The sequence below is a fragment of the Alcanivorax sp. HI0007 genome, from assembly GCF_001635525.1.
Lineage (GTDB): Bacteria > Pseudomonadota > Gammaproteobacteria > Pseudomonadales > Alcanivoracaceae > Alcanivorax.
On the sequence record NZ_LWEJ01000285.1, the window covers coordinates 1 to 19300 of the forward strand.

Below are 19300 nucleotides of genomic sequence, written 5' to 3' on the forward strand. Positions count from 1 at the left end.
AAGGGTGTCACCAAGTCCACAGGGATTCTGGTACCATGCCCACAACAATTACGATTTATTGGCCGGGGCCAGGCAGGTTCGCCCCGGCGCCTGCTGACAGTTACCTATGTTTCTAGATGAAATGCCCGGAAAGTTTCGCTATCCGGCTCCGGAAGATGCACAAGACAAGGACCTGCTGGCGGATATCCAGCGTAAGGGATGGCACCACTTTGCGGTGCCTGGCGGTGACGGGCAGCCCGGGTACACCTTCAGCGTGGGACATTTCCTCAACCTGAATCATCCGGAACTGATCGTGCTGGGGCTCAAGGATTCCCTGGCCAGCCGCTTGCTGGACAGCGCCGCGGTGCGGATTCGCGGACTCAACAAACCCTACCAGCCCTACCGGCTCTATAACGACATTGCCGACGGCCTGGAGGTCATGTTCCTGCCGGTGGCCTTTCCGCATTACAAGGAATACCTGGGCTTCGCCAACTGGTTTTACCAGAGCCTGCCGGCCCCGTATCCGGCCCTGCAGATGGTCTGGCCCGACCCCAAGGGCGTATTCCCGTGGCAGCCCGGTTACGATACCCGGTTCCATCGGGCCCAGCCCCTGCTGGGGCCGGCGCCGGCCTCCCCGTTAACCCAGAATCGTCGTTGAGTTTGGAGCGCAACATGGCCAACTCCCTGCAAGAACAATTGATGAAAGCCGGTCTGGCGGACCAGAAGAAGGCCCGCCGTGCCAAGCAGCAGAAGCGCCAGGAGGCCAACCAGGCCAAGCGTGGCGAGATTGAACTGGAAGACCCGGCGGAACGGGCCCGCCGCCAGCGGGAAGAAAAAGCCGAGGCGGACCGTCAGCGCGAAGCCGCCCGCAAGGCCGAGCGCGAGAAGAAAGAGATCGCCGCCCAGATCAAGCAGATGATTGAACAAAGCCGTCTGGACCGCCAGCACGGTGATGTGGCCTACCAGTTCGTGCAGGACAAGAAGATCAAGAAGGCCTGGGTTACCGCTAAACAGCAGGCCCAGCTGGAGCGGGGTCAGATTGCCATTGTGGCACTGGGCGATGGCTATGAGCTGGTGCCCACCGTGGTGGCGGAGAAGATTCGCCAGCGCGACGAGAATGCCGTACTACTGCTTAACGAGCGTGGCAAAAATGCCGTGGACGAGGATGATCCCTACAAGGACTTCCCGATTCCCGATGATCTGATGTGGTAGGGCGCTGAGCGCGAGCTACAAGCGAAGGGAAAAGTATGGGAAGTTCCCTGGCCCCGGTGCTTTCTACAAGGCTGCTGTAGGAGCGCCCTTCCAGGGCGCGAACCGCGCTTGCGCGGAAATCGCCCAACGGGCGATCAGGAATCTCAGCGTTCGACAGGCTTATCCAGATAATACCGGTTTCGTGCCACCGCCAACCCCATTCGCCATGCAAGCATGGCTCCAACAGGCGGTTGGGGTAACATCGTCGGGTGGATTAGCCGCAGGCGTAATCCACCTTCGTTTCTATTCCGTTCAGGCGCCAAGCCTGCCCCCTTACCAAACAGGCTAGAACCATGACCGCATCCACCAAACTTGGCGCTCGCCACTCCCTGGAAGTCATCAAGCCGATCCATAACGGGTTGCTGCTGGACGGCGGTTCGCTGGGCGAGGTGCTGTTGCCGTCCCGGGAAGTCGAAGGCCAGAATCTCGGTCCCGGTGATAGTGTGCTGGTCACTCTGTACAGCGATGGCCAGGGCCGCCCCATGGCCAGTCTGCGTACCCCTCGCGTCCAGCACGGTCAGGTGGCGTCGCTGAAAGTGGTCTCTACCAGCAAGGTGGGGGCCTTCCTCGACTGGGGCATGCCCAAGGACCTGCTGTTGCCCTTTGCGGAACAGAAAGGACCGATTCGTGAAGGCGACTGGGTGCTGGTAATGGTGACCACCGACCGCGAAGGCCGTCTGCTGGCCAGCGCCCAGCTGGACCGGTTTCTCGACGATACCAGCGATGACTACCAGCAGGGTGATGAAGTGTCCCTGGTGGCAGCCCATGGCACGGATCTGGGGTACAAGGTGGTGGTGGATAACCGTTGCTGGGGCATGATTGCCAAACAGGAGCTGCGTGCTCCCCTGCGGCCCGGTCAACGGGTCACCGGCTATGTGCAGCGCCTGCGCGATGATGGCAAGCTCAGCCTGTCACTGAATCCTCCCGGGGCATTGAAAAGCGAAGGGCTCAGCGAGCAGATCCTGGCCGCTCTGGAAAAGGCTGGCGGCGAACTGCCGCTGGGAGACAAGAGCAGCCCGGAGGATATCTTTGCTACTTTCCGCTGCAGCAAGAACGCCTTCAAGCAGGCCATCGGTGGGCTCTATAAGGAGCGTCGTATCGTGATCGACAAGCAATCCATCCGCCTGACACCCCAGGCCTGAGCCGACCCACTCCCCGGCAGTCATGGGCTTCCCTGAGTAACGTCAGCCACCAAGGTCGAATTCACCGCGGCCTGGATGCAGGCATCATGGCCTGAATAGTCGGAGTCTCTGAGCATGTTGTTAAGTCTCTATCTGATCGGCATCACCGCCGAAGCCATGACCGGTGCCCTGGCGGCGGGGCGGTTGCGCATGGACCTGTTCGGGGTGGTGATGGTGGCCTGTGTCACCGCCATGGGCGGTGGCTCCATGCGCGATGTGCTGCTCGGCCATTATCCGCTGGTGTGGGTGGCGCATCCGGAGTATCTGGCACTGACCGCCATGGCCGCGCTGATTACCACCTGGGTGGCGCCGTTGATGCGCCGTTTGCGGATGCTGTTTCTGATCCTGGATGCCATGGGGCTGATGGTGTTCACGGTGATCGGCGTGAAGGTGGCGCTGGATATGGGGCTGGCGGCGCCGGTGGCGATTCTGTCCGGGCTGATTACCGGTATCTTTGGCGGGGTGATTCGCGATTTGCTCTGCAACCGGGTGCCACTGGTTTTTCAGAAAGAATTGTATGCGGTGGTCTCGCTGGGCGCGGCCTGCCTGTATCTGCTGTTACTGCAGTGGCAGGTGGCGGCCTGGCTGGCCACGGCAGTGACGGTAACGGCGGGCTTTATGGTGCGCCTGCTGGCCATTCGTTATCAGTGGCATCTGCCGCGCTTCCACTACAACGTGCCGGAAGACTGAGGGCGTTTGTCTCGTGCCTGCTGCACCTGCTGGAAAATGTTTGTCGACGGAGTCATGAGGAGGCCATAAACCGTTGGTTTCGGGTATGCGGAGCCGGTAAGGTTTATGGCCACAACAGGAAGTGCAATCAATGATTAAGGAGCAAGCTATGAAGATGTTGCGAGTCGGGATCCTGGGAGTGTCCTTCTGTCTGGTGCTGAGCTCACCGGTGCAGGCGTTTGATCTGAAGAAGATGACGGACTCTGCCAATGCGGCGGTGAACAAGGCCTCCGAAAGTGCCGATGCGGGTATCAACAAGGCATCCAACACTGCCAATGAAGGGATCAACAAGGCCAGCGATTCAGCCAACACCACGCTGGACGGCGTGAATGGCGGCATGGCGGTATCCGGTGAAGCCAGTGCACTGGTCGATTCCCTTTCCTCGGAGCTGGGGGTTTCCGGTCAGCAGGCCGCAGGCGGGGCCGGTGCCTTGCTGGCCATGGCGCAAAGCAATCTGTCCGCAGACCAGTTCAGCGGTGTGCTGAACAAGGTGCCGGGACTGGGCTCTCTGCTAGGCGGCGGGGAAGGCGGCGGTCTGGCGTCATCCATGCTGGGCAATATTTCCAGCATGCAGGGTGTCACCAAGGCGTTCAGTGCCCTGGGCATGAGCCCGGAGATGGTCAGCCAGTTTGCACCGAAAATCCTGGGCTTTCTTGGTGATAAAGGTGTCACCGGGCAGGTGCTGAACAGCCTGAAAGGCTTGTGGGGCGTTTGATCGGTCTGCAGCCTTGACGGCCTGCTGGCGATGGCACAGCTAGCATGCTGATTTTGCCAGAGGCGGTTTGATGGATTCCTTGTCACAGGTGGTTCTGGGTGCTTCGGTGGGCGGTGCGGTCATGGGCCGCACACTGGGGCGCTCGGCGTTGTTGGGTGGCGCCCTGCTGGGCACCTTGCCCGACCTGGATGTGCTGATCGATTATGGCGATGCGGTGGCCAACTTCACCGAGCATCGTGGCTTCAGTCATTCCCTGCTGGTGTTGCTGCCCGCCTCCCTGCTACTGGCCTGGGGGCTGCAGCGCTGGCGCCCGGCGATAAGTGTGTGGCGCTGGTGGGCCTTCACGGGTTTGTGTCTGCTGACGCACCCGTTACTGGATGCCTTTACCACCTACGGGACCCGCCTGTTCTGGCCGCTGGGGGATCCGGTGGCAATCAGCAGTATTTTCATTATTGACCCGTTATATACCCTCCCCCTGTTGATTGGTGTCATTGTGGCGCTTTGGCGCCCACCCGCCAGGCCGGCCCTGGCGGCGGGGCTGGCATTGTCCTCCCTGTATCTGTGCTGGAGCTTGGTGGCCCAGCAATGGATGACGCAGCGGGTGATGCCGGCGCTGGCGGAACGGGGCTTGAGTGAGGTGCCGCGTCTGGTGCAGCCCATGCCTTTCTCCACCCTGCTGTGGCGGGTGACGGTGCTGGGCGAACAGCAGCGGCTGGAGATCGTCACCGGCGTGCTGGATAACGGCGATGCCCTGACGGTGGAAACCTTTCCCCGTTCACCGCAGGATTACGCCCAGGCCATGCAGGTCCCGGCGGGGCGCAAGCTGGCCTGGTTTACCCGGGGCTTTATGGATGTGGAAGCCGGACCGGACCAGTTGCTGGCCACGGATATTCGCCTGGGCGTACCGGGTCTGCACCCCTTCCAGTTTGTGCTGGCGGAACAGCAAGAGGGTGTCTGGCAGGCTCTTCCCAGTTATAAACTGCCTCGCCCCATGGCCAACCCCCAGGCCTGGCCGGCTCTGCTGGATCGCACTCTGTCCCGCCAGCCCATTCTTTGCCTGACAACGCTGGAAACCTTGCCGGCTGGCAGTGTCTGCCCCTCCGGGATGCCATAGCGACAGCCTGTCACCCTCCCGGTTTCATCCCCATGGTGGCGAGCAGGGATTGACGGCAGGCCGAGGGCGTCAACCCACACCAGCGTTTGAAGGACCGGCGGAAATTGGTGGGGTCCGAAAAGTTCAGTCGCCGACAGATTTGCTCGGGGCTGTCGCCATGGAACTGTAGCCAGTGGATTGCCTGGTGCAGTCTGACTTCGTCAAGTAACTGCTGATAGTGGCACCCCTGCTGGCTGAGTCTGCGTTTCAGGGTAGCCGGGCTACATGCCATATGCGCGGCGCTTTCCTGAAGGGAGGGCGGCTGGTCCAGTCGAGTCTGCAGAAATTGGTACAGGGTATGGCGAAAGCTATATCGGCTGCCGACCAGATCCATCAGCTGCTCGCATTGCTGTCGGGCGGCCAGCCAGGCGGTGGGTGAGCCCTGCGGCCAAGGTTCTTTCAGGTAATGTCGCGGCAGAATCATGGCATCCATATGCGCGGCAAAATGCAGCGGTTCGCCCAGATGCACTTGATACTGCTCTGGCCATGCAGGGCAGGGGTAACTGAATTGAAAGCGCCAGGGTAGGGGGGTGCCGCTCAACCAGCGGGTCAGCGAAGCCACTCCACTCATGGCAGCTTCCACCAGAAAGCGCCATTGTGCCTTGGCGCCGCAACTGTCCAGCCATTGCAGGCAAAGGTACTCATCGGTAACGGTGAGTCGGCATGCCAGGAGCGGGGAAATCAGTGCCGGAAAGTCCGTGAAAACCGACAGTGCCTCAGCCAGTGATTCCGCATTGCCTAGCAAGGCGCTGACGGCACCGTAATGGCCGGGGAAAAGCCGTTGCCCATAACGAAACGCCAGCTCGGGATCGGTCAAGCGCTGCCGGGTGTTATGGATCAGTTGCAGGTATTCGTGTGCGCTGACCCGGCCCTCGCCACGGACCAGTTGTTCCGGGAATAAGCCGGTATGGCGAAGCAGCCGATGCAGGTCTTCCCCCTGGTCCTGAGCCAGATCAATCAGCACTGCCGGCAAGTGATGGGCCGTGATAAAGCGCTGGTCGCACAGATAACCTGCCATGGTCAGGCGGCCCGGTGTGTGCGGCGGATAGCCTGCGACAGGCTGCAGTTAGCTCGCTCGATCAGACTGTCCGCGTCGTCGTCGTGGGAAACCGCCAACCCTGAGTGGACGGTCACGGCGTGGGTTTCGCCGCGTCGTGTCTTGAAGGCAAAGCTGTGAGTCGCCTGCTCCAGTTCCCCACGCAGTTTTTCCGCGACAGTGCGTTCCGTCGCGGGCAGCACCACGGCAAAGCGGTCACCGGCATATCGGCAAAGCAGATCCTGCCGTCTGAGGTTCAGCAGCAACAATTCTCCCAGTTCGCGCAGCAGCCGATCACTGTCCGCGCCACCCAGCAGGCGACGACTGTGATCGAAACAATGCAGATCAATCATGATCAGCGAGACCGTGCGCTCTCGATGCTGAAGTTCCAGCGAGAGTTGCTCACGCAGATAGCTGGCGTCGCTCAGCGAGGTCAGGGCATCAAAATTGCGATGCTCCCGGAAAATTCGCTCGCGCTTGCGCAGTTGCCGATTGATGGCCTGTTGTTCCCGGTGCCAGTGATAGATGCCCAGTGTCAGCAATATCATGCCCATCGGCATGGCACCGGATTCCAGCCAGTGATCCCAGGTAATGGAAGGAGATAACTGAACAAACTCATCCAGTACATCCTGCCAATAGCTGAGAAAAATGGCGGCAAGCCCGGCTACCAGCAAACGGGTGACCCGCCCGGTGGGGCGGCTGTTGAGAATCAGGCCGATCCAGATCAGGGCGAGCAGGGCGGCCCCGCCCTCGCCGGCGATATCCAGCCAGACAATCGCGTCCCAGCGCTTGATATCCCCGGCGCCAAGGTTCATCAGCAGCACCAGGTTGGCCATGACCAGCACCGCCAGCAGGGAGCGATAGTGCAATGTCAGAAGGTGTCTCACGGGGGGCATCCTTTGCAGTTGATGCTGGCACTCCTACGCGCTGTGCATGTCATTTTGATGAAAAGGAGCTGGCGGTCCTGACCGGTCAGATCAGCTCACACAAGTGTGTCCGGTTCGCCAGAAAAACGACAAAACGCGAAAGATTGCCCGTCAAACAGGAGGGGGAAGGGGTGCGATCAGCTCAAGAGTGGCTCCGGGCAGCCCGGATTGCCGGTTTTGGCAAGGTTTTGCGCCATACCTGTAACCAAAGTGACACGGGGCAGACCTACCGTGCCGGTCATTGCCAATTCGCAAGGGCCTGGCCCGGGGGAAGTGATGTCCTGTCAAAAAACGCTGAATCGAATTTTTCGTCGTACCGTTCTGGCTTCTGCCATCGGCCTTGTCGTCTCACCGCTGCTGGCGGAGGAAGCGGACTCCACCAACGAACTACAGACCATCCAGGTGATCGGTCAGGCAGCCAGTGTGGACAAGGCGTTATCCCGGCAGCGGGCGGCTGACAATATTGAGAGCACCACGCAGGCGGATGATATTGGTGACTTCCCGGACTCCAACGTATCGGAATCCCTGCAACGTCTGCCGGGTGTGTCCATCGAACGTGACCAGGGGGAGGGGCGTTTCGTTCGTGTCCGAGGCGTGGCGCCGGATCTCAACGCGGTGAAGGTCAATGGTATTCAGGTTCCCGCGCCGGAAGCCGGTCGCCGGGCAGTGGCGCTGGATGTGATTCCCGCTGACCTGCTGGAGTCTCTCACCGTGGTCAAGACCCTGACCCCGGACATGGACGGCAATTCCCTGGGCGGGACCGTGGAAGTGAATACCCTGTCGGCCTTCGACCGCGACGGCCTTTTCTACTCGCTCAGTGGTGCCGGCAGTTATGACGACAACACGGAAGAGACCAGTCCGGAGCTGGCGGTGGCGGCCAGCAACCAGTTCTCCGTGGGGGATGGGGAAAAGAATTTCGGCATTGCCGGGGCGGTAAGCTGGGGCGAGCGGGATTTCGGCTCCGATAATGTGGAGACCGGCGGCGCCTGGGATTTCGATGGCGGCAATGCGCTGGAGGAATTGGAACAGCGTGACTACACCATCACCCGCGAGCGACTCGGGGTGGCGCTGAACATGGATTACCTGCTCAACGACGATACCCGTTTATACCTGCGCACGCTGCACAGCCGTTTCCGTGACGATGAAGTGCGTCAGGCCAATATTTTCTCCTTCGAAAGTGCCCAGCAACCGGGCCAGACCGGTCTGGTAGAAGTGGAAAAGGAATTGAAGGACCGGGAAGAAACCCAGGAAATCAACTCCGTGGTGTTGGGTGGCCAGCATTATGCCGGGGACTGGATCACCGATTTTCGGGTGGGCTACAGCACCGCCGAGGAAGATGAACCCCGGCATGCGGACAGCACGGTATTTGCCGCAGAATTTCCGGACGGGGGTTTCACTGGAACCCGTAAACCGTCGGCGCTTTATCCCACCGGTTTCTATGACGATGCCAACTACGAGCTGGATGAAGTGGAAGAAACCGAAGGCAAGACCACGGACAAGCAGGGTGACCTGGCGCTGGATTTCACCCGCCAGCTTTACTGGAACAATAACCCGGCATCCATCAAGTTCGGCACCAAGATCAGCCAGCGGGAAAAAGACAGTGACGTGAATGTCTGGATCTACGAGCCCGATGCGGTGCTCTCGGATTTCAGCACCGATGTGGACTATGCTCTGGGTAACTTCGGCAGTGGTGTGGATCCGGACAAGGCCGACTCCCTGACCGCCGGTCCCGGTGAGTTTGATGTCATCGCCTCCGCCATCGAGGATTATGAAATCCGCGAAGACCGTCAGGCGGCCTATTTGATGGGCACCGTTGATATCCAGCAGCTGCGCATCCTCACGGGTGTGCGCTACGAGCGCGCTGATTTCGAAGCGGACGGTTTTGGTTCCACCGATGAAGTGATTACCGCCGAGCAGCACGAGAATGACGAGGATCACTGGCTGCCAGCACTGCATCTTCGCTACCAGCTCAGCAACGATACCATCGTCCGCTCCGCCTTCACCCGCAGCGTGGTGCGCCCGACCTTTGAACAGTTGTCGCCGGGTTTTGAAATCGACGGCGACGAGGCGAGTTTCGGCAACCCGGATCTGGATTCGCTGACGTCCAATAATCTGGACCTGGGCATCGAGCATTACATGGGCCGGGCCGGCGTCGTCTCCGCCTTCGCGTTCTACAAGGATATCGACAACTTTGCTTACCTGACCGACAAGGGTGGGTCGCCGGGATTCGAGGCTTTCTCGGACGCGGAGACCTTTGAAAACGGCAACGACGCCAGCCTCTATGGCCTGGAACTGGCCTACTCCAAACAACTGACGGAACTGCCGGCCCCCTTCAATGGCATGCTGATCGGCGCCAATGCCACCTTTGTGGATTCCACGGCGGAAATCGAGGCCTATGATGAGGATGCCGGCAGGTCGGTCTCCCGCGATATCGCCCTGCCCAGCCAGTCCGATGTGACCGGCAACCTGGTGCTGGGGTACGAAGACAAGCGGCTCAGCCTGCGCCTGGCCGCCAACTACACCGGCAAGTTCCTGCAGGAGGTGAGCGATCCGCTGGACAAGCGTTACGACATTTACACCGATGACCATATCCAGCTGGACTTCACCGGTCACTACTTCCTCACTGAGGAACTGCAGCTGACCTTCGAGGCGATCAATATCAACGATGAACCCTTTTATGCCTATACCGGTCGTGAGCAATTCAACGCCCAATACGAGGAATACGGCCCCACCTACAAACTGGGCCTGGCACTCAAACACTTCTGATCAACGGTTATCAGGCGCTCTGCGCAGGCCGGTATGGCCTGCGCGTTTTTTTGCGAAATCTGAAAAAAAGGAAAAAGCATGATGAACCGCATTGGATTGCTGGCTGCTGCACTGCTGGTGACGGCCTGTAGCGGTGAAACCGGCACTGAGCCTGCCGTTACGGAGGCAACCTTGACACCGCCGGTGTGGGAAACCGAAACCGGCATGGGGCAGCCCCGGGCCATGGCGATGGCAAAAGGCCATGTCCTGGTCATTACGGAACAGGGCAACCTGACGATTGATGGCCACCAGCAGGCCCGCGGTGAATTTGAGGGCCTGGATGTGCGCAGCGGCCCGGACGGTACCTTGCAGCTTGTGACGCTGCATACGGGCAGCAATCAGCTGGTGCTGTTCCAGTGGCGACAGGGCGAGCTGCAGGAGCAGCAGCGTTTGCCGGCGCCGGAGTATGCCGTCAACGGTTTCTGCCTGTACCGGGATACCCAGTCCCTGTTGTCGGTTTTCCTGCTGGATGAAAGGGGCAGCGCCGACCAATGGCTATTGTCGGGCAAGGCGCCGCAACGGCTACGTCATTTGGTGATGCCACCGGAGGCGGAGCACTGCAGCGTGAATGATGTGACCGCACATCTCTATGTCAGTGAAGAAGCGGTGGGGTTGTGGCGTTACCGGGCCGACCCGGAGCAGGACCCGGAACGGGAACTGGTGGATGTGCTGGCACCCCGGGGCGATATCTTGGCCAGTGCCAGCGGCGTGGCAGCCATTCCCGGTGGCGTGCTGTTGCTGGATGCGCAGGCCCGGCAACTTTCTGTGTATCGCACTGACGGCACGGCGCAGCAGTTTGCGGTGCCGGATCTGGAAGAGCCGGAGCGGCTGGCGGCACGGGTGGCCAACGGCCAACTGACGGCCTGGGTACTGGACGATGGTCAGCAAGGCGTGCGCAGATTCACCCTGCCGTGGGATGCCGCGGATGACGTTCTGCCGGTCATTCCCACTGTGCTGCCGACCGTGGAAACCGATGCCGTGGCCCGTTTCGGCGATGCGGCGGATGACCCGGCTATTTGGGTGCACCCCTCCAACCCGGGCGCCAGCCGGATTCTTGGTACTGACAAGAAAGCGGGGTTGTATGTGTATGACCTGGCCGGCCACACCACCCAGTTTCTGCCCGTGGGGCGCCTGAATAACGTGGATGTGCGTTACGGCTTGCGTGTCAACGAGCGACTGGTGGACCTGGCGGTGGCCAGCAACCGGGACCACAACTCCCTGCACCTGTTTCTGATCGACCGGGATAGCGGTGAGTTGAGCGACGCGGGCGAAATTGCCAGCGGCCTGGAAGAAATCTATGGCCTCTGTCTGTACCGCGATGCGCAGGGCGTGTACGCCTTTGCCAATGGCAAGAGCGGCATTATCGAGCAGTGGCTGCTCACCCCCACGGACAGGGCCATCACCGGTGAGCGGGTGCGCACCCTGACAGTGGACAGCCAGCCGGAAGGCTGTGTGGCCGATGATGAACACCAGCGATTGTTTGTCGGGGAAGAAGATCACGCCGTGTGGGTTTTTCATGCCGGGGCAGACCAGGGCGTGTCGGCAGAGCAGGTCATTGCCAAGGGAGAAAATCTGGAAGCGGATATCGAAGGCCTGTCGCTTTACCGTCGCGGCGACCAGGAGTACCTGGTGATTTCCAGCCAGGGCAACAACAGCTATGTGTTGGTGGATGCGCAGCCTCCCTATGCCTACCGGGGACGTTTCCGGATCGGCATGGACCCGGAAGCGGGCATTGACGGTGCTTCGGAAACCGACGGCCTGGCGGTCACCTCGGCGGATCTGGGCGGTGCCTTTTCTGACGGTCTGCTGGTGGTACAGGATGGCCGCAATCGCCTGCCCGATGCCCCGCAGAATTTCAAACTGGTGCCCTGGCATGCCATCGACGCTACGCTTGGCTTGTCGGAATCACGGTGAACGGTCATGAATGAACAGCAACGTGTGGATGCCCTGGAAGCCCAGGATGATCAGCCGGTGGCACGGGACTGCCGGGGCCCCGAGCTACCTCGCCGTCGCCAACTGTTGAAAGGGGGGCTGGGGGCTGCGGTGGCCGGTTTCTTTACCGTTCCGGTGTCCGGTTGCGATGCCTCGTCGCCCAAGGGGGCATCGCCGGCCATGCCGGCTATCGGTTTTACGCCATTGCCGCCGCAGACTGACATGACGTTCGATCGGGTGGCGGTCCCGGAGGGGTACTCCGCCCGGGTGCTGTATGCCTGGGGCGACCCGGTCGGTGACGGGGCTCCTGCCTGGCAACCGGATGCCTCCGATGACTGGCGCGACCAGATGCAGCAGGCGGGGGATAATCACGATGGCATGCATTTCTTTCCCTTCCCGGAGGCGCCCAATCAACGTGGCCTGCTGGTCATGAATCATGAAAAAGTGTCGTTGAATTTTCTCCACCCGGCCGGGCCCACCTTTCGGGACGGTGCGGATGGGCGGCGTTTCCGTCCTGAAGGGGAAGTGAAGAAGGAACAGGCGGCCCATGGGGTCAGCGTGATCGAAATCCGCCGCCAGCCGAGCGATGTTTGGGACAGGGTGATGGACTGTCCCTACAACCGCCGCATTACCGGTATGACGCCCATGAGCCTGCGGGGGCCAGCGGCGGGCACGGCGGCCTTGAAAACCGCCAGTGACCCGGATGGCCGGACGGTGTTGGGGACCCTCGCCAATTGTGCCCTGGGATTTACCCCCTGGGGCACCTATCTGGCCTGCGAGGAAAACTGGCCCAACTATTTCGTCAATCGCGACCGGGAAGACTACGCCTCCCGCGTGGCCCATCACCGCTACCGGCTCAGCCAGGGGCAGAACAGCAAATACTTCGCCTGGGAGTCCGTGGACCCGCGTTTTGATGCCACGCCCTATGCGGACCAGCCACACGGGGGGCACGTCAATGAGCCCAACCGTTTCGGCTGGGTGGTGGAGATTGATCCCTTCGACCCGGACAGCACGCCGGTGAAGCGCACCGCCATGGGCCGATTGGTCCGTGAGTGTGCCACTCCTTCGGTGGCACCGGATGGCAGCATGGCGTTCTATTTCGGCGACGATACCCGGGGCGAATACATCTACAAGTTTGTCCCCGCTGGCCGTTACCAGCCGGATGACCGGGAAGCCAACCGGCACCTGCTGGATGATGGCACGCTGTATGTGGGCGTATTCGGCGACAGGGGAAAGGGCCAGTGGAAACCGCTGGTGTTTGGTGAGGAGCCGCTGACACCCGACAATGATTTTCACAGCCAGGCCCAGGTGATGATCGAGGCCCGCCGCGCCGCCGACCTGCTGGGTGCTACCACCATGGACCGGCCGGAATGGGTGGCGGTGAAACCGGATAACCGCGAGGTGTATGTCACGCTCACCAATAATGACAAACGTGGCCGCGAGGAGGGCCAGCCCATCAACAGCGCCAACCCGCGCTGGGAGAACGAGCATGGCCATATCCTGCGCTGGCGTGAAAAAGGCGATGACCCGGCGGCGACCACGTTCCAGTGGGAAATCTTTCTGCTCGCTGGCTACCCGCAAGGCAGCGACGTTCCTGCCAACCAGATCGGCACCATCCAGGGGGACATCTTCTCGTCACCGGACGGGCTATGGTTCGATCCGGCCGGACGACTCTGGATTGAAACCGACTACGACGAGGACAGCCCGAACCATCAGGGCATGGGCACCAACCAGCTGCTCTGCGCCAACCCTTACAGCGGCGAGGTGAAACGGTTTCTGGTCGGCCCCAAGGGCTGCGAGATCACCGGCATCACCGGCACCCCGGACGGCACCACCCTGTGGATCAACGTCCAGCATCCCACCCTCAGCTTTCCCGCCAGCGACGGCAAGACACGGCCAAGGTCGGCCACAGTGGTGATTACCAAGGATGATGGGGGAGAAATCGGTAGTTAGTAGTCAATAATTTCGCGGTCTTTGTGATCGGATCTTGCAACGTAAGAGGCCGCGCCCTGGGTTAGGGCGCGGCCTCATACGTTTCCTTACAGTATGGGCTGCCTCGCGCAGCTATTAATTATTCATTATTAACTATTCATTGCCTTTCACTCCCACCCCGCCAACACCAGCTTGCCGATCGTCTGCCCGCTTTCCAGTTTGCGGTGAGCGGTCTTCAGATTGTTGGCATTGATCGGCCCCAGTCCTTCGCTGACGGTGCTTTGAATGGTCCCGGCATCCACCAGGGTGCGAAGCTGGTCGAGTATCTGGCCCTGGCGAGGCATCTCGGCGGCGAACATGGCGCGGGTGAACATGAACTCCCAGCAGAAGCGGGCACTTTTCGGTTTCAGCGGGTTCAGGTCCAGGGGCGCACGGGCATCGACGATGGCGCAGATGCCGCCGAAGGGGGCCACGGCCTGACAGGCCGTGTGCCAGTAGTCATCCAGACTCTGTGTGACCAGAATGCCGTCTACCTGAGGGTGGCCAAGCAGCTCCAGTTGTGGGAGTAGATCCTTGCGGTAATCGACGATGTGATCCGCCCCCATGGCCTGGCACCAGTTGTTGGAGGTCTCACGTCCGGCAGTGGCAATCACGGTCAGGCCGAAATGGCGGGCGGCCAGCTGGATGGCAATGGACCCCACCCCACCGGCGCCGCCGATCACCAGCAGGCTTTTTCCCTCGCAGGCGCCGGGACGAAAACCGAGCTGGTCTTCCAGGGCTTCCCAGGCGGTCAGGGCGGTGAGTGGCAGGGCCGCGGCTTCCTGCATGCCCAGACTGTCCGGTTTCTTCGCCACCAGCCGCTCGTCCACACATTGGTACTGGGCATTGCTGCCCTGACGCTGCAGGGCCCCGGCGTACCAGACCCGGTCACCACGTTGAAAGTTCTTTACCTCGGCGCCCACCGCTTCCACCACGCCTGCGGCATCAAACCCCAGTACCCGATAGCCACCCTGGTCCACCGGGCGCTGGCGCAGTTTGGTATCAATGGGATTCACTGACACCGCCTGCACCGACACCAGCAGGTCCCGGGGGCCGGGAGATGGCAGATCCAGCTGGATATCCTCCAGCGCGTGCACATCATCAATGGTTCTGGGTTGGTTGAAACCGATCGCTTTCATGCTTTGCCCCTACAACGTAAACACACAAGCTTTGGCCCACTTGGCAGGGCAGACTATGCCACAGTAAGTGAATTGTCGCCTTGCGACCGTCGCAAAAAAAATCGAACGCTTCCGGGAGAGCACACGCATGAAGTTTGAGGAATATCGTCAATTTGATGCCATGGGGCTGGCGGAGCTGGTGGCCAGGGGAGAGGTGAGCGCCGCTGAGCTGCTGGACACGGCCATCGCCAGGGCGGAGCAGGTGAACCCTTCCCTGAATGCGCTGATTATTCCCCTCTATGAACAGGCCCGGGAACGGGCCGCCGCACCGCTGCAAGGTCCGCTGGCCGGGGTGCCCATGTTGGTGAAAGACCTGTTCCAGGAAATGGCCGGTGCACCCTGCTATCAGGGCAACAAGGCGCGCAAGAAACACGACATCCGCGCGGACCGGGATTCCACCCTGGTGGCGCGCTGGAAAGCCGCCGGGCTGGTGCCGTTCGGGCGCACCAACACTCCCGAGTTTGGCGCCAAGGGGATTACCGAGCCGGACTCCTATGGCCCGGCCCGTAACCCCTGGAATCTGGATCATACCCCCGGTGGTTCCTCCGGGGGGTCTGCGGCCCTGGTGGCGGCGGGCGTCGTGCCGGTGGCCGGTGCCAATGACGGCGGTGGCAGCATTCGTATCCCGGCGGCCTGCTGTGGCCTGTTCGGACTCAAGCCCGGCCGCGGGCGTACCCCCTGGGGGCCCACCTTCACCGAAGCCATGCACGGCATAGCGGTGAACCATGTGCTGACCCGTTCAGTGCGCGACAGTGCCCTGTTGCTGGACCTGACCCACGGCGATGAGCGCGGCAGCCTGTTCCATATCGCGCCCCCGCAACAGTCCTATCAGGCGGCGGCTGCATCCCGCCCCGGCAAATTGCGGATCGGTTATTCCACGGCGTCGCCCCTGGGGACGCCGGTGGACGCAGAAGCAGTCAAAGCGGTAGAGAAAACCGTGGCCCTGCTACGGGACCTGGGCCATGAGGTGGTCGAGGCCGAACCGCAAATGGATGCCAAACAGATGTGCATGGACTGGCTCTCCGTCTGGTTTGGCCAGTGCGCCGCCGAAGTGGATGAAGTGAAGGCACTGACCGGCTGCGGTGATGACGGGTTCGAGCTGGATACCCTGGCCATTGCCGCCTTTGGCCGCGCGACGCCTGCCCATGAATACGTGAAGTGTCAGACCCGTTGGCAACAATACATGATCGCGCTGGATACCTTCCTGGAGCAGTACGATTTCTGGCTGACGCCGACGCTGGCCATGCCCCCGGCACGGATCGGGGAAATGGCCACCCCGGGCTGGCAGCAGAGCGCTCTGAAAATGCTGCTCAAGGTGGGTGGTGAAAAACTGCTGATGAAGACCGGCATGATCGAGCAGATGGCGCTGGAAAATTTCAAGTACATGCCTTACACCCAGTTCGCCAATGTCACCGGGGTACCGGCCATGTCGGTGCCATTGCACTGGTGCGACACTTCGTCAGGAAACACCGGTCTGCCGCTGGGGTCCCAGTTCGTTGGTGGTCATGGCGATGAAGGCAAGCTGCTGGCTTTGGCGGCCCAGCTGGAAGAGGCGGCGCCCTGGTTCGACAAGGTGCCGATGTAGGCACGAAACGGCGAGAAGCGAGTTACGAAGAGCGAAGGGCTTTTCGTAACTCGAACCTCGTCACTCGCTTCTGATTTTTGGTTATCGTCGCGGACCTGCACAGATCAGGTAGCGTAGGTTGGAGATATCGCGCCGCCAGCGATGGTGTCAGTGCATGGCTGCTGCCTGTGCCGCCGGCGAGCGTGCCAGGTAGGCCAGCGCCTGCTCCGTGTCCCCTTCGTGGATCGGGTGGAAACGGGGAGACAACCAGCGCAGGGTAGCGTTGACCAGGAAGGTGAAAGTGGGCACGTTCCGGGTCTGCTTGCCGGTCTGTTCCAGTTTCACCAGCAATGTCGGTATCAGAGTGCGCCCCAGCTTGCGAACCTGAGGGTCCGGATCCTGCCGCGCCAGGCTGCGACCCCCTTCGGAAATGAAGTAGATGAAAAGCGGAAAGACGATGGCCATCAGCGCCTGACGACTCACGTAGAAGCCGAGCTGGGACTTGCACAGGTGCTCGAACAGATCGAAGGCAACGGTGCGGTGTTCCACTTCCTCGGCCAGATGCCATTTGAACAGGTCTACCATGGCCGGGTCGCCGTTCTGCTCCCAGGTGTCGTTGTCCATGGCCCACTGACCCAGCACGCCAGTGAAGTGTTCGATGGCCGCGATCAGCCCCACACGCAGTACCAGCCATTGCTTCTGAATCGCCTTGCGCTGCAGGAATGTGAGCCCGAAAGGTGCCTCCCCCAGAAAAGTGCCAAACAGCCATTCCACCCGCTGCACGTACTCATCCACGCTCAATCCATGGCGCTCCAGATAAAGCTGGGCCTTGCTGTGGGCCCGGGAATGCACGGCCTCCTGGCGGATAAACCCTTCCACGTCGGCGCGCAACTGATCATCACTGACCAGCGGCAGGGCCTGGTTGTAGACCCGGCAGAACCATAGTTCCCCGGCGGGTAGCAGCAGGTGGATGCCGTTGATGACATGGGTGGAAAACGGGTCATCCTTGAGCCAGTGCAGAGGCGTATTGTCGAAATCGAATTGCACACGGCGGGCTTTCAGTTGATGGCGCACAGGGCTATTCATGGCTGTTGTTCTCCTGTTGTTAAGGTCATACGTCATCAAATCAGGCGGTAATATCCAGACGCGCTACCTGCCGGGACAGTACCGGGGCAAAGCGGCTGAGTAGTCGGGTGGTCCAGGCTTCGGCTCCCACCAGGGACAGGGCCGGATTGCTTTGCACCGCATCGAAAATGGCGGCGGCCACCTGGTCCGGGGAAAAATTGCGGCGCTTGTACAAGGCGTCGGCTTTGGCGCGTTTTTCGGCCTGTTGCTCGTCGCTGAGGCCGGCGTAGACGGTGCTGTTGGCAATGCCAGTGGCCACAAAGCCGGGGCAAATGGAGCTAACGCCGATATGGTGTTCGGCCAGCTCCGCGCGCAGGCATTCGCTGAGCATATGCACGGCGGCCTTGCTGGTGGAGTAGGCGGTCAGCTTGCGGTTGGGGGCGAAGGCGGCGGCGGAGGCCACGTTGACGATGTGCCTCTTGCGGTGGCCGTCAATCATTTGCCGGGCAAACAGCCGCGAGCCGTGGATCACGCCCCACAGGTTGACCTTGAGCAGGCGGTCCCAGTCCTTGGTGGATGTTTCCAGCATACCGCCGGCCATGCCGATGCCGGCATTGTTGACCACAATGTCCGCACCACCCAGTTCTTTCTCCACCCAGTTGGCCAGCCGCTGCATGGCCTGGGCGGAGCCCACATCCACCTTGCGGGGCCAGGCAGTGGCACCCCGTTGCCGGGCCTGTTCGGCGGTGGCGTCGGCACCGTCTTCATTGATATCCACGCACACCAGATCGGCGCCTTCTGCGGCAAAGCGCAGGGCGGTAGCCCGGCCAATGCCGGAACCGGCACCGGTGATAACCGCCGTCTTGCCATACAGGGGCAGGCCCTGTCTTTCCGGACGAACGCGGGCATGCTGCAGGGCGCCAGGCATCTTGCCGCTTTCCACTCCGGCCACGAAATCGCCAATCCAGGCGGCGATGGTGTCCGGGTGGCTAAGCGGTACCCAGTGGTTGGCGTTGATATCCCGGCGGTACAGCTCATCCACCCACTCGTGCAGGTCCTCAAACAGCTGGGTCCCCACGTAGTTGTCACGGGTGGGCACGATCAGCTGGACCGGACAGGCCGCGTGGCGGTCTTGCGGGTTGATCAGCTTGTTGCGGAAGTTGGCGCGATACAGCTGCACCCCGTGTTTGCCATCCTGACCCTGGGTGGGATTGGCGTCTGGCTCCTGCACGTTCTCGCGGTGTTTCAGGTAGCGGGGCCAGAGCTTGTCCAGGCCTCCCTGCCAGGCACTTGGAGCCAGTACCGGCAGGTGAAAGAAACCGATATACCAGGAGCTGAGCGCCTGTTTGAACACCTTGGCCTTGGCGGAGGGAGACAGATTCAGCGTGCGCCGACGCATCCAGTGGCCCATATGATCCAGGCAGGGGCCGGAGATGGTGGTGTAGGATTTGATGCGGGCCTTGAGCGGCCCCTCGGCGGTGACCGATTCCCAGCTCTGAATAGAGCCCCAATCATGGCCCACCAGATGAAAATCCCGCCCGGGAAGGGTGGCGTCGACGACGGCCTTCAGGTCTGCCGACAGCAGCTCCATGCGATAATCCGCCTGCTTGCGGGGCGCGTCGGAGGCACCGGCGCCGCGCACGTCATAACTGATCACGAAGTACTTCCTGGCCAGTCGCTCGGCCACGGGCTGCCAGACACTGTGGTTGTCCGGGTAACCGTGAACCAGGACCACGGGGGGCTTGCTGCTCTCTCCGAAGGTATAAACCTGCAGGTTTATACCCTGGCTTGCCACTGTTGTTGTGGTTGTCATGT

15 protein-coding genes are annotated in these 19300 nt (G+C 61.3%); 10 read left to right on the forward strand and 5 right to left on the reverse strand.

What is annotated here, in order from left to right; translation table 11 throughout:
• Positions 1–106 precede the first annotated feature (106 nt).
• The 6 genes from A3714_RS17220 to A3714_RS17245 all read left to right on the forward strand — a co-directional run bounded on the left by A3714_RS17220 (position 107) and on the right by A3714_RS17245 (position 4969).
• Positions 107–637 (forward strand): DUF4262 domain-containing protein, encoded by a 531-nt coding sequence (locus tag A3714_RS17220; RefSeq protein ID WP_063509226.1) that lies wholly within the window; start codon positions 107–109, stop codon positions 635–637.
• Between the two features lie 14 nt (positions 638–651).
• Positions 652–1191 carry a DUF2058 domain-containing protein gene (locus A3714_RS17225; protein WP_062817156.1) on the forward strand — a complete coding sequence of 180 codons (540 nt, stop codon included), beginning with the start codon at positions 652–654 and terminating at the stop codon, positions 1189–1191.
• Positions 1192–1523: 332 nt separating this feature from the next.
• Positions 1524–2372 carry a S1 RNA-binding domain-containing protein gene (locus tag A3714_RS17230; protein WP_062817155.1) on the forward strand — a complete coding sequence of 283 codons (849 nt, stop codon included), beginning with the start codon at positions 1524–1526 and terminating at the stop codon, positions 2370–2372.
• A gap of 114 nt (positions 2373–2486) precedes the next feature.
• Positions 2487–3101, forward strand: a complete 615-nt coding sequence (locus A3714_RS17235) for a trimeric intracellular cation channel family protein (RefSeq protein WP_062817154.1) — start codon at positions 2487–2489, stop codon at positions 3099–3101.
• 148 nt (positions 3102–3249) lie between these two features.
• Positions 3250–3855, forward strand: coding sequence for a DUF2780 domain-containing protein (locus tag A3714_RS17240; RefSeq protein ID WP_063509227.1), 606 nt, complete (start codon positions 3250–3252; stop codon positions 3853–3855).
• A 70-nt stretch (positions 3856–3925) separates the two neighbouring features.
• Complete coding sequence (locus A3714_RS17245; RefSeq protein WP_063509228.1) at positions 3926–4969, forward strand: metal-dependent hydrolase; 1044 nt, start codon at positions 3926–3928, stop codon at positions 4967–4969.
• Between the two features lie 10 nt (positions 4970–4979).
• On the opposite strand, the gene A3714_RS17250 is transcribed toward A3714_RS17245, so the two are convergent.
• Positions 4980–6026, reverse strand: coding sequence for an AraC family transcriptional regulator (locus A3714_RS17250; RefSeq protein WP_063509229.1), 1047 nt, complete (start codon positions 6024–6026; stop codon positions 4980–4982).
• Between the two features lie 2 nt (positions 6027–6028).
• Positions 6029–6931, reverse strand: a complete 903-nt coding sequence (locus tag A3714_RS17255) for a diguanylate cyclase domain-containing protein (protein ID WP_231866143.1) — start codon at positions 6929–6931, stop codon at positions 6029–6031.
• Positions 6932–7246: 315 nt separating this feature from the next.
• On the opposite strand from A3714_RS17255, the gene A3714_RS17260 reads away from it, so the two are divergent.
• The 3 genes from A3714_RS17260 (at position 7247) to A3714_RS17270 (ending at position 13660) form a co-directional block, all read left to right on the forward strand.
• On the forward strand, positions 7247–9736 hold the full coding sequence (locus A3714_RS17260; protein ID WP_063509231.1) for a TonB-dependent receptor: 2490 nt from the start codon (positions 7247–7249) through the stop codon (positions 9734–9736).
• Positions 9737–9814: 78 nt separating this feature from the next.
• Positions 9815–11689: a phytase gene (locus A3714_RS17265; RefSeq protein WP_063509232.1), complete on the forward strand. Its 1875-nt coding sequence runs from the start codon at positions 9815–9817 to the stop codon at positions 11687–11689.
• 6 nt (positions 11690–11695) lie between these two features.
• Positions 11696–13660, forward strand: a complete 1965-nt coding sequence (locus A3714_RS17270) for a PhoX family phosphatase (protein ID WP_063509233.1) — start codon at positions 11696–11698, stop codon at positions 13658–13660.
• 146 nt (positions 13661–13806) lie between these two features.
• Here the strand turns inward: A3714_RS17270 and A3714_RS17275 are convergent, their stop codons facing one another.
• Positions 13807–14817 (reverse strand): zinc-binding alcohol dehydrogenase family protein, encoded by a 1011-nt coding sequence (locus A3714_RS17275; RefSeq protein WP_063509234.1) that lies wholly within the window; start codon positions 14815–14817, stop codon positions 13807–13809.
• A 127-nt stretch (positions 14818–14944) separates the two neighbouring features.
• Between A3714_RS17275 and A3714_RS17280 the strand changes: the two genes are divergently transcribed.
• Positions 14945–16441 (forward strand): amidase, encoded by a 1497-nt coding sequence (locus A3714_RS17280; protein WP_063509235.1) that lies wholly within the window; start codon positions 14945–14947, stop codon positions 16439–16441.
• Positions 16442–16588: 147 nt separating this feature from the next.
• Here A3714_RS17280 and A3714_RS17285 read toward each other — a convergent pair whose 3' ends face one another.
• The gene (locus tag A3714_RS17285; protein WP_063509236.1) at positions 16589–17506 is read right to left on the reverse strand and encodes a metal-dependent hydrolase; all 918 of its coding nucleotides are present in this window, start codon (positions 17504–17506) and stop codon (positions 16589–16591) included.
• Positions 17507–17546: 40 nt separating this feature from the next.
• Complete coding sequence (locus A3714_RS17290; RefSeq protein WP_063509237.1) at positions 17547–19298, reverse strand: SDR family oxidoreductase; 1752 nt, start codon at positions 19296–19298, stop codon at positions 17547–17549.
• Between the last annotated feature and the right edge of the window lie 2 nt (positions 19299–19300).

Bases quoted from the DNA above. Each gene is read 5' to 3' on its own strand.
- A3714_RS17275 (WP_063509234.1), bottom strand. From the start codon at position 14,817: ATGAAAGCGATCGGTTTCAACCAACCCAGAACCATTGATGATGTGCAC.
- A3714_RS17270 (WP_063509233.1), top strand. From the start codon at position 11,696: ATGAATGAACAGCAACGTGTGGATGCCCTGGAAGCCCAGGATGATCAG.
- A3714_RS17245 (WP_063509228.1), top strand. From the start codon at position 3,926: ATGGATTCCTTGTCACAGGTGGTTCTGGGTGCTTCGGTGGGCGGTGCG.
- A3714_RS17220 (WP_063509226.1), top strand. From the start codon at position 107: ATGTTTCTAGATGAAATGCCCGGAAAGTTTCGCTATCCGGCTCCGGAA.
- A3714_RS17285 (WP_063509236.1), bottom strand. From the start codon at position 17,506: ATGAATAGCCCTGTGCGCCATCAACTGAAAGCCCGCCGTGTGCAATTC.
- A3714_RS17250 (WP_063509229.1), bottom strand. From the start codon at position 6,026: ATGGCAGGTTATCTGTGCGACCAGCGCTTTATCACGGCCCATCACTTG.
- A3714_RS17265 (WP_063509232.1), top strand. From the start codon at position 9,815: ATGATGAACCGCATTGGATTGCTGGCTGCTGCACTGCTGGTGACGGCC.
- A3714_RS17240 (WP_063509227.1), top strand. From the start codon at position 3,250: ATGAAGATGTTGCGAGTCGGGATCCTGGGAGTGTCCTTCTGTCTGGTG.
- A3714_RS17260 (WP_063509231.1), top strand. From the start codon at position 7,247: ATGTCCTGTCAAAAAACGCTGAATCGAATTTTTCGTCGTACCGTTCTG.
- A3714_RS17290 (WP_063509237.1), bottom strand. From the start codon at position 19,298: ATGACAACCACAACAACAGTGGCAAGCCAGGGTATAAACCTGCAGGTT.
- A3714_RS17235 (WP_062817154.1), top strand. From the start codon at position 2,487: ATGTTGTTAAGTCTCTATCTGATCGGCATCACCGCCGAAGCCATGACC.
- A3714_RS17225 (WP_062817156.1), top strand. From the start codon at position 652: ATGGCCAACTCCCTGCAAGAACAATTGATGAAAGCCGGTCTGGCGGAC.
- A3714_RS17280 (WP_063509235.1), top strand. From the start codon at position 14,945: ATGAAGTTTGAGGAATATCGTCAATTTGATGCCATGGGGCTGGCGGAG.
- A3714_RS17230 (WP_062817155.1), top strand. From the start codon at position 1,524: ATGACCGCATCCACCAAACTTGGCGCTCGCCACTCCCTGGAAGTCATC.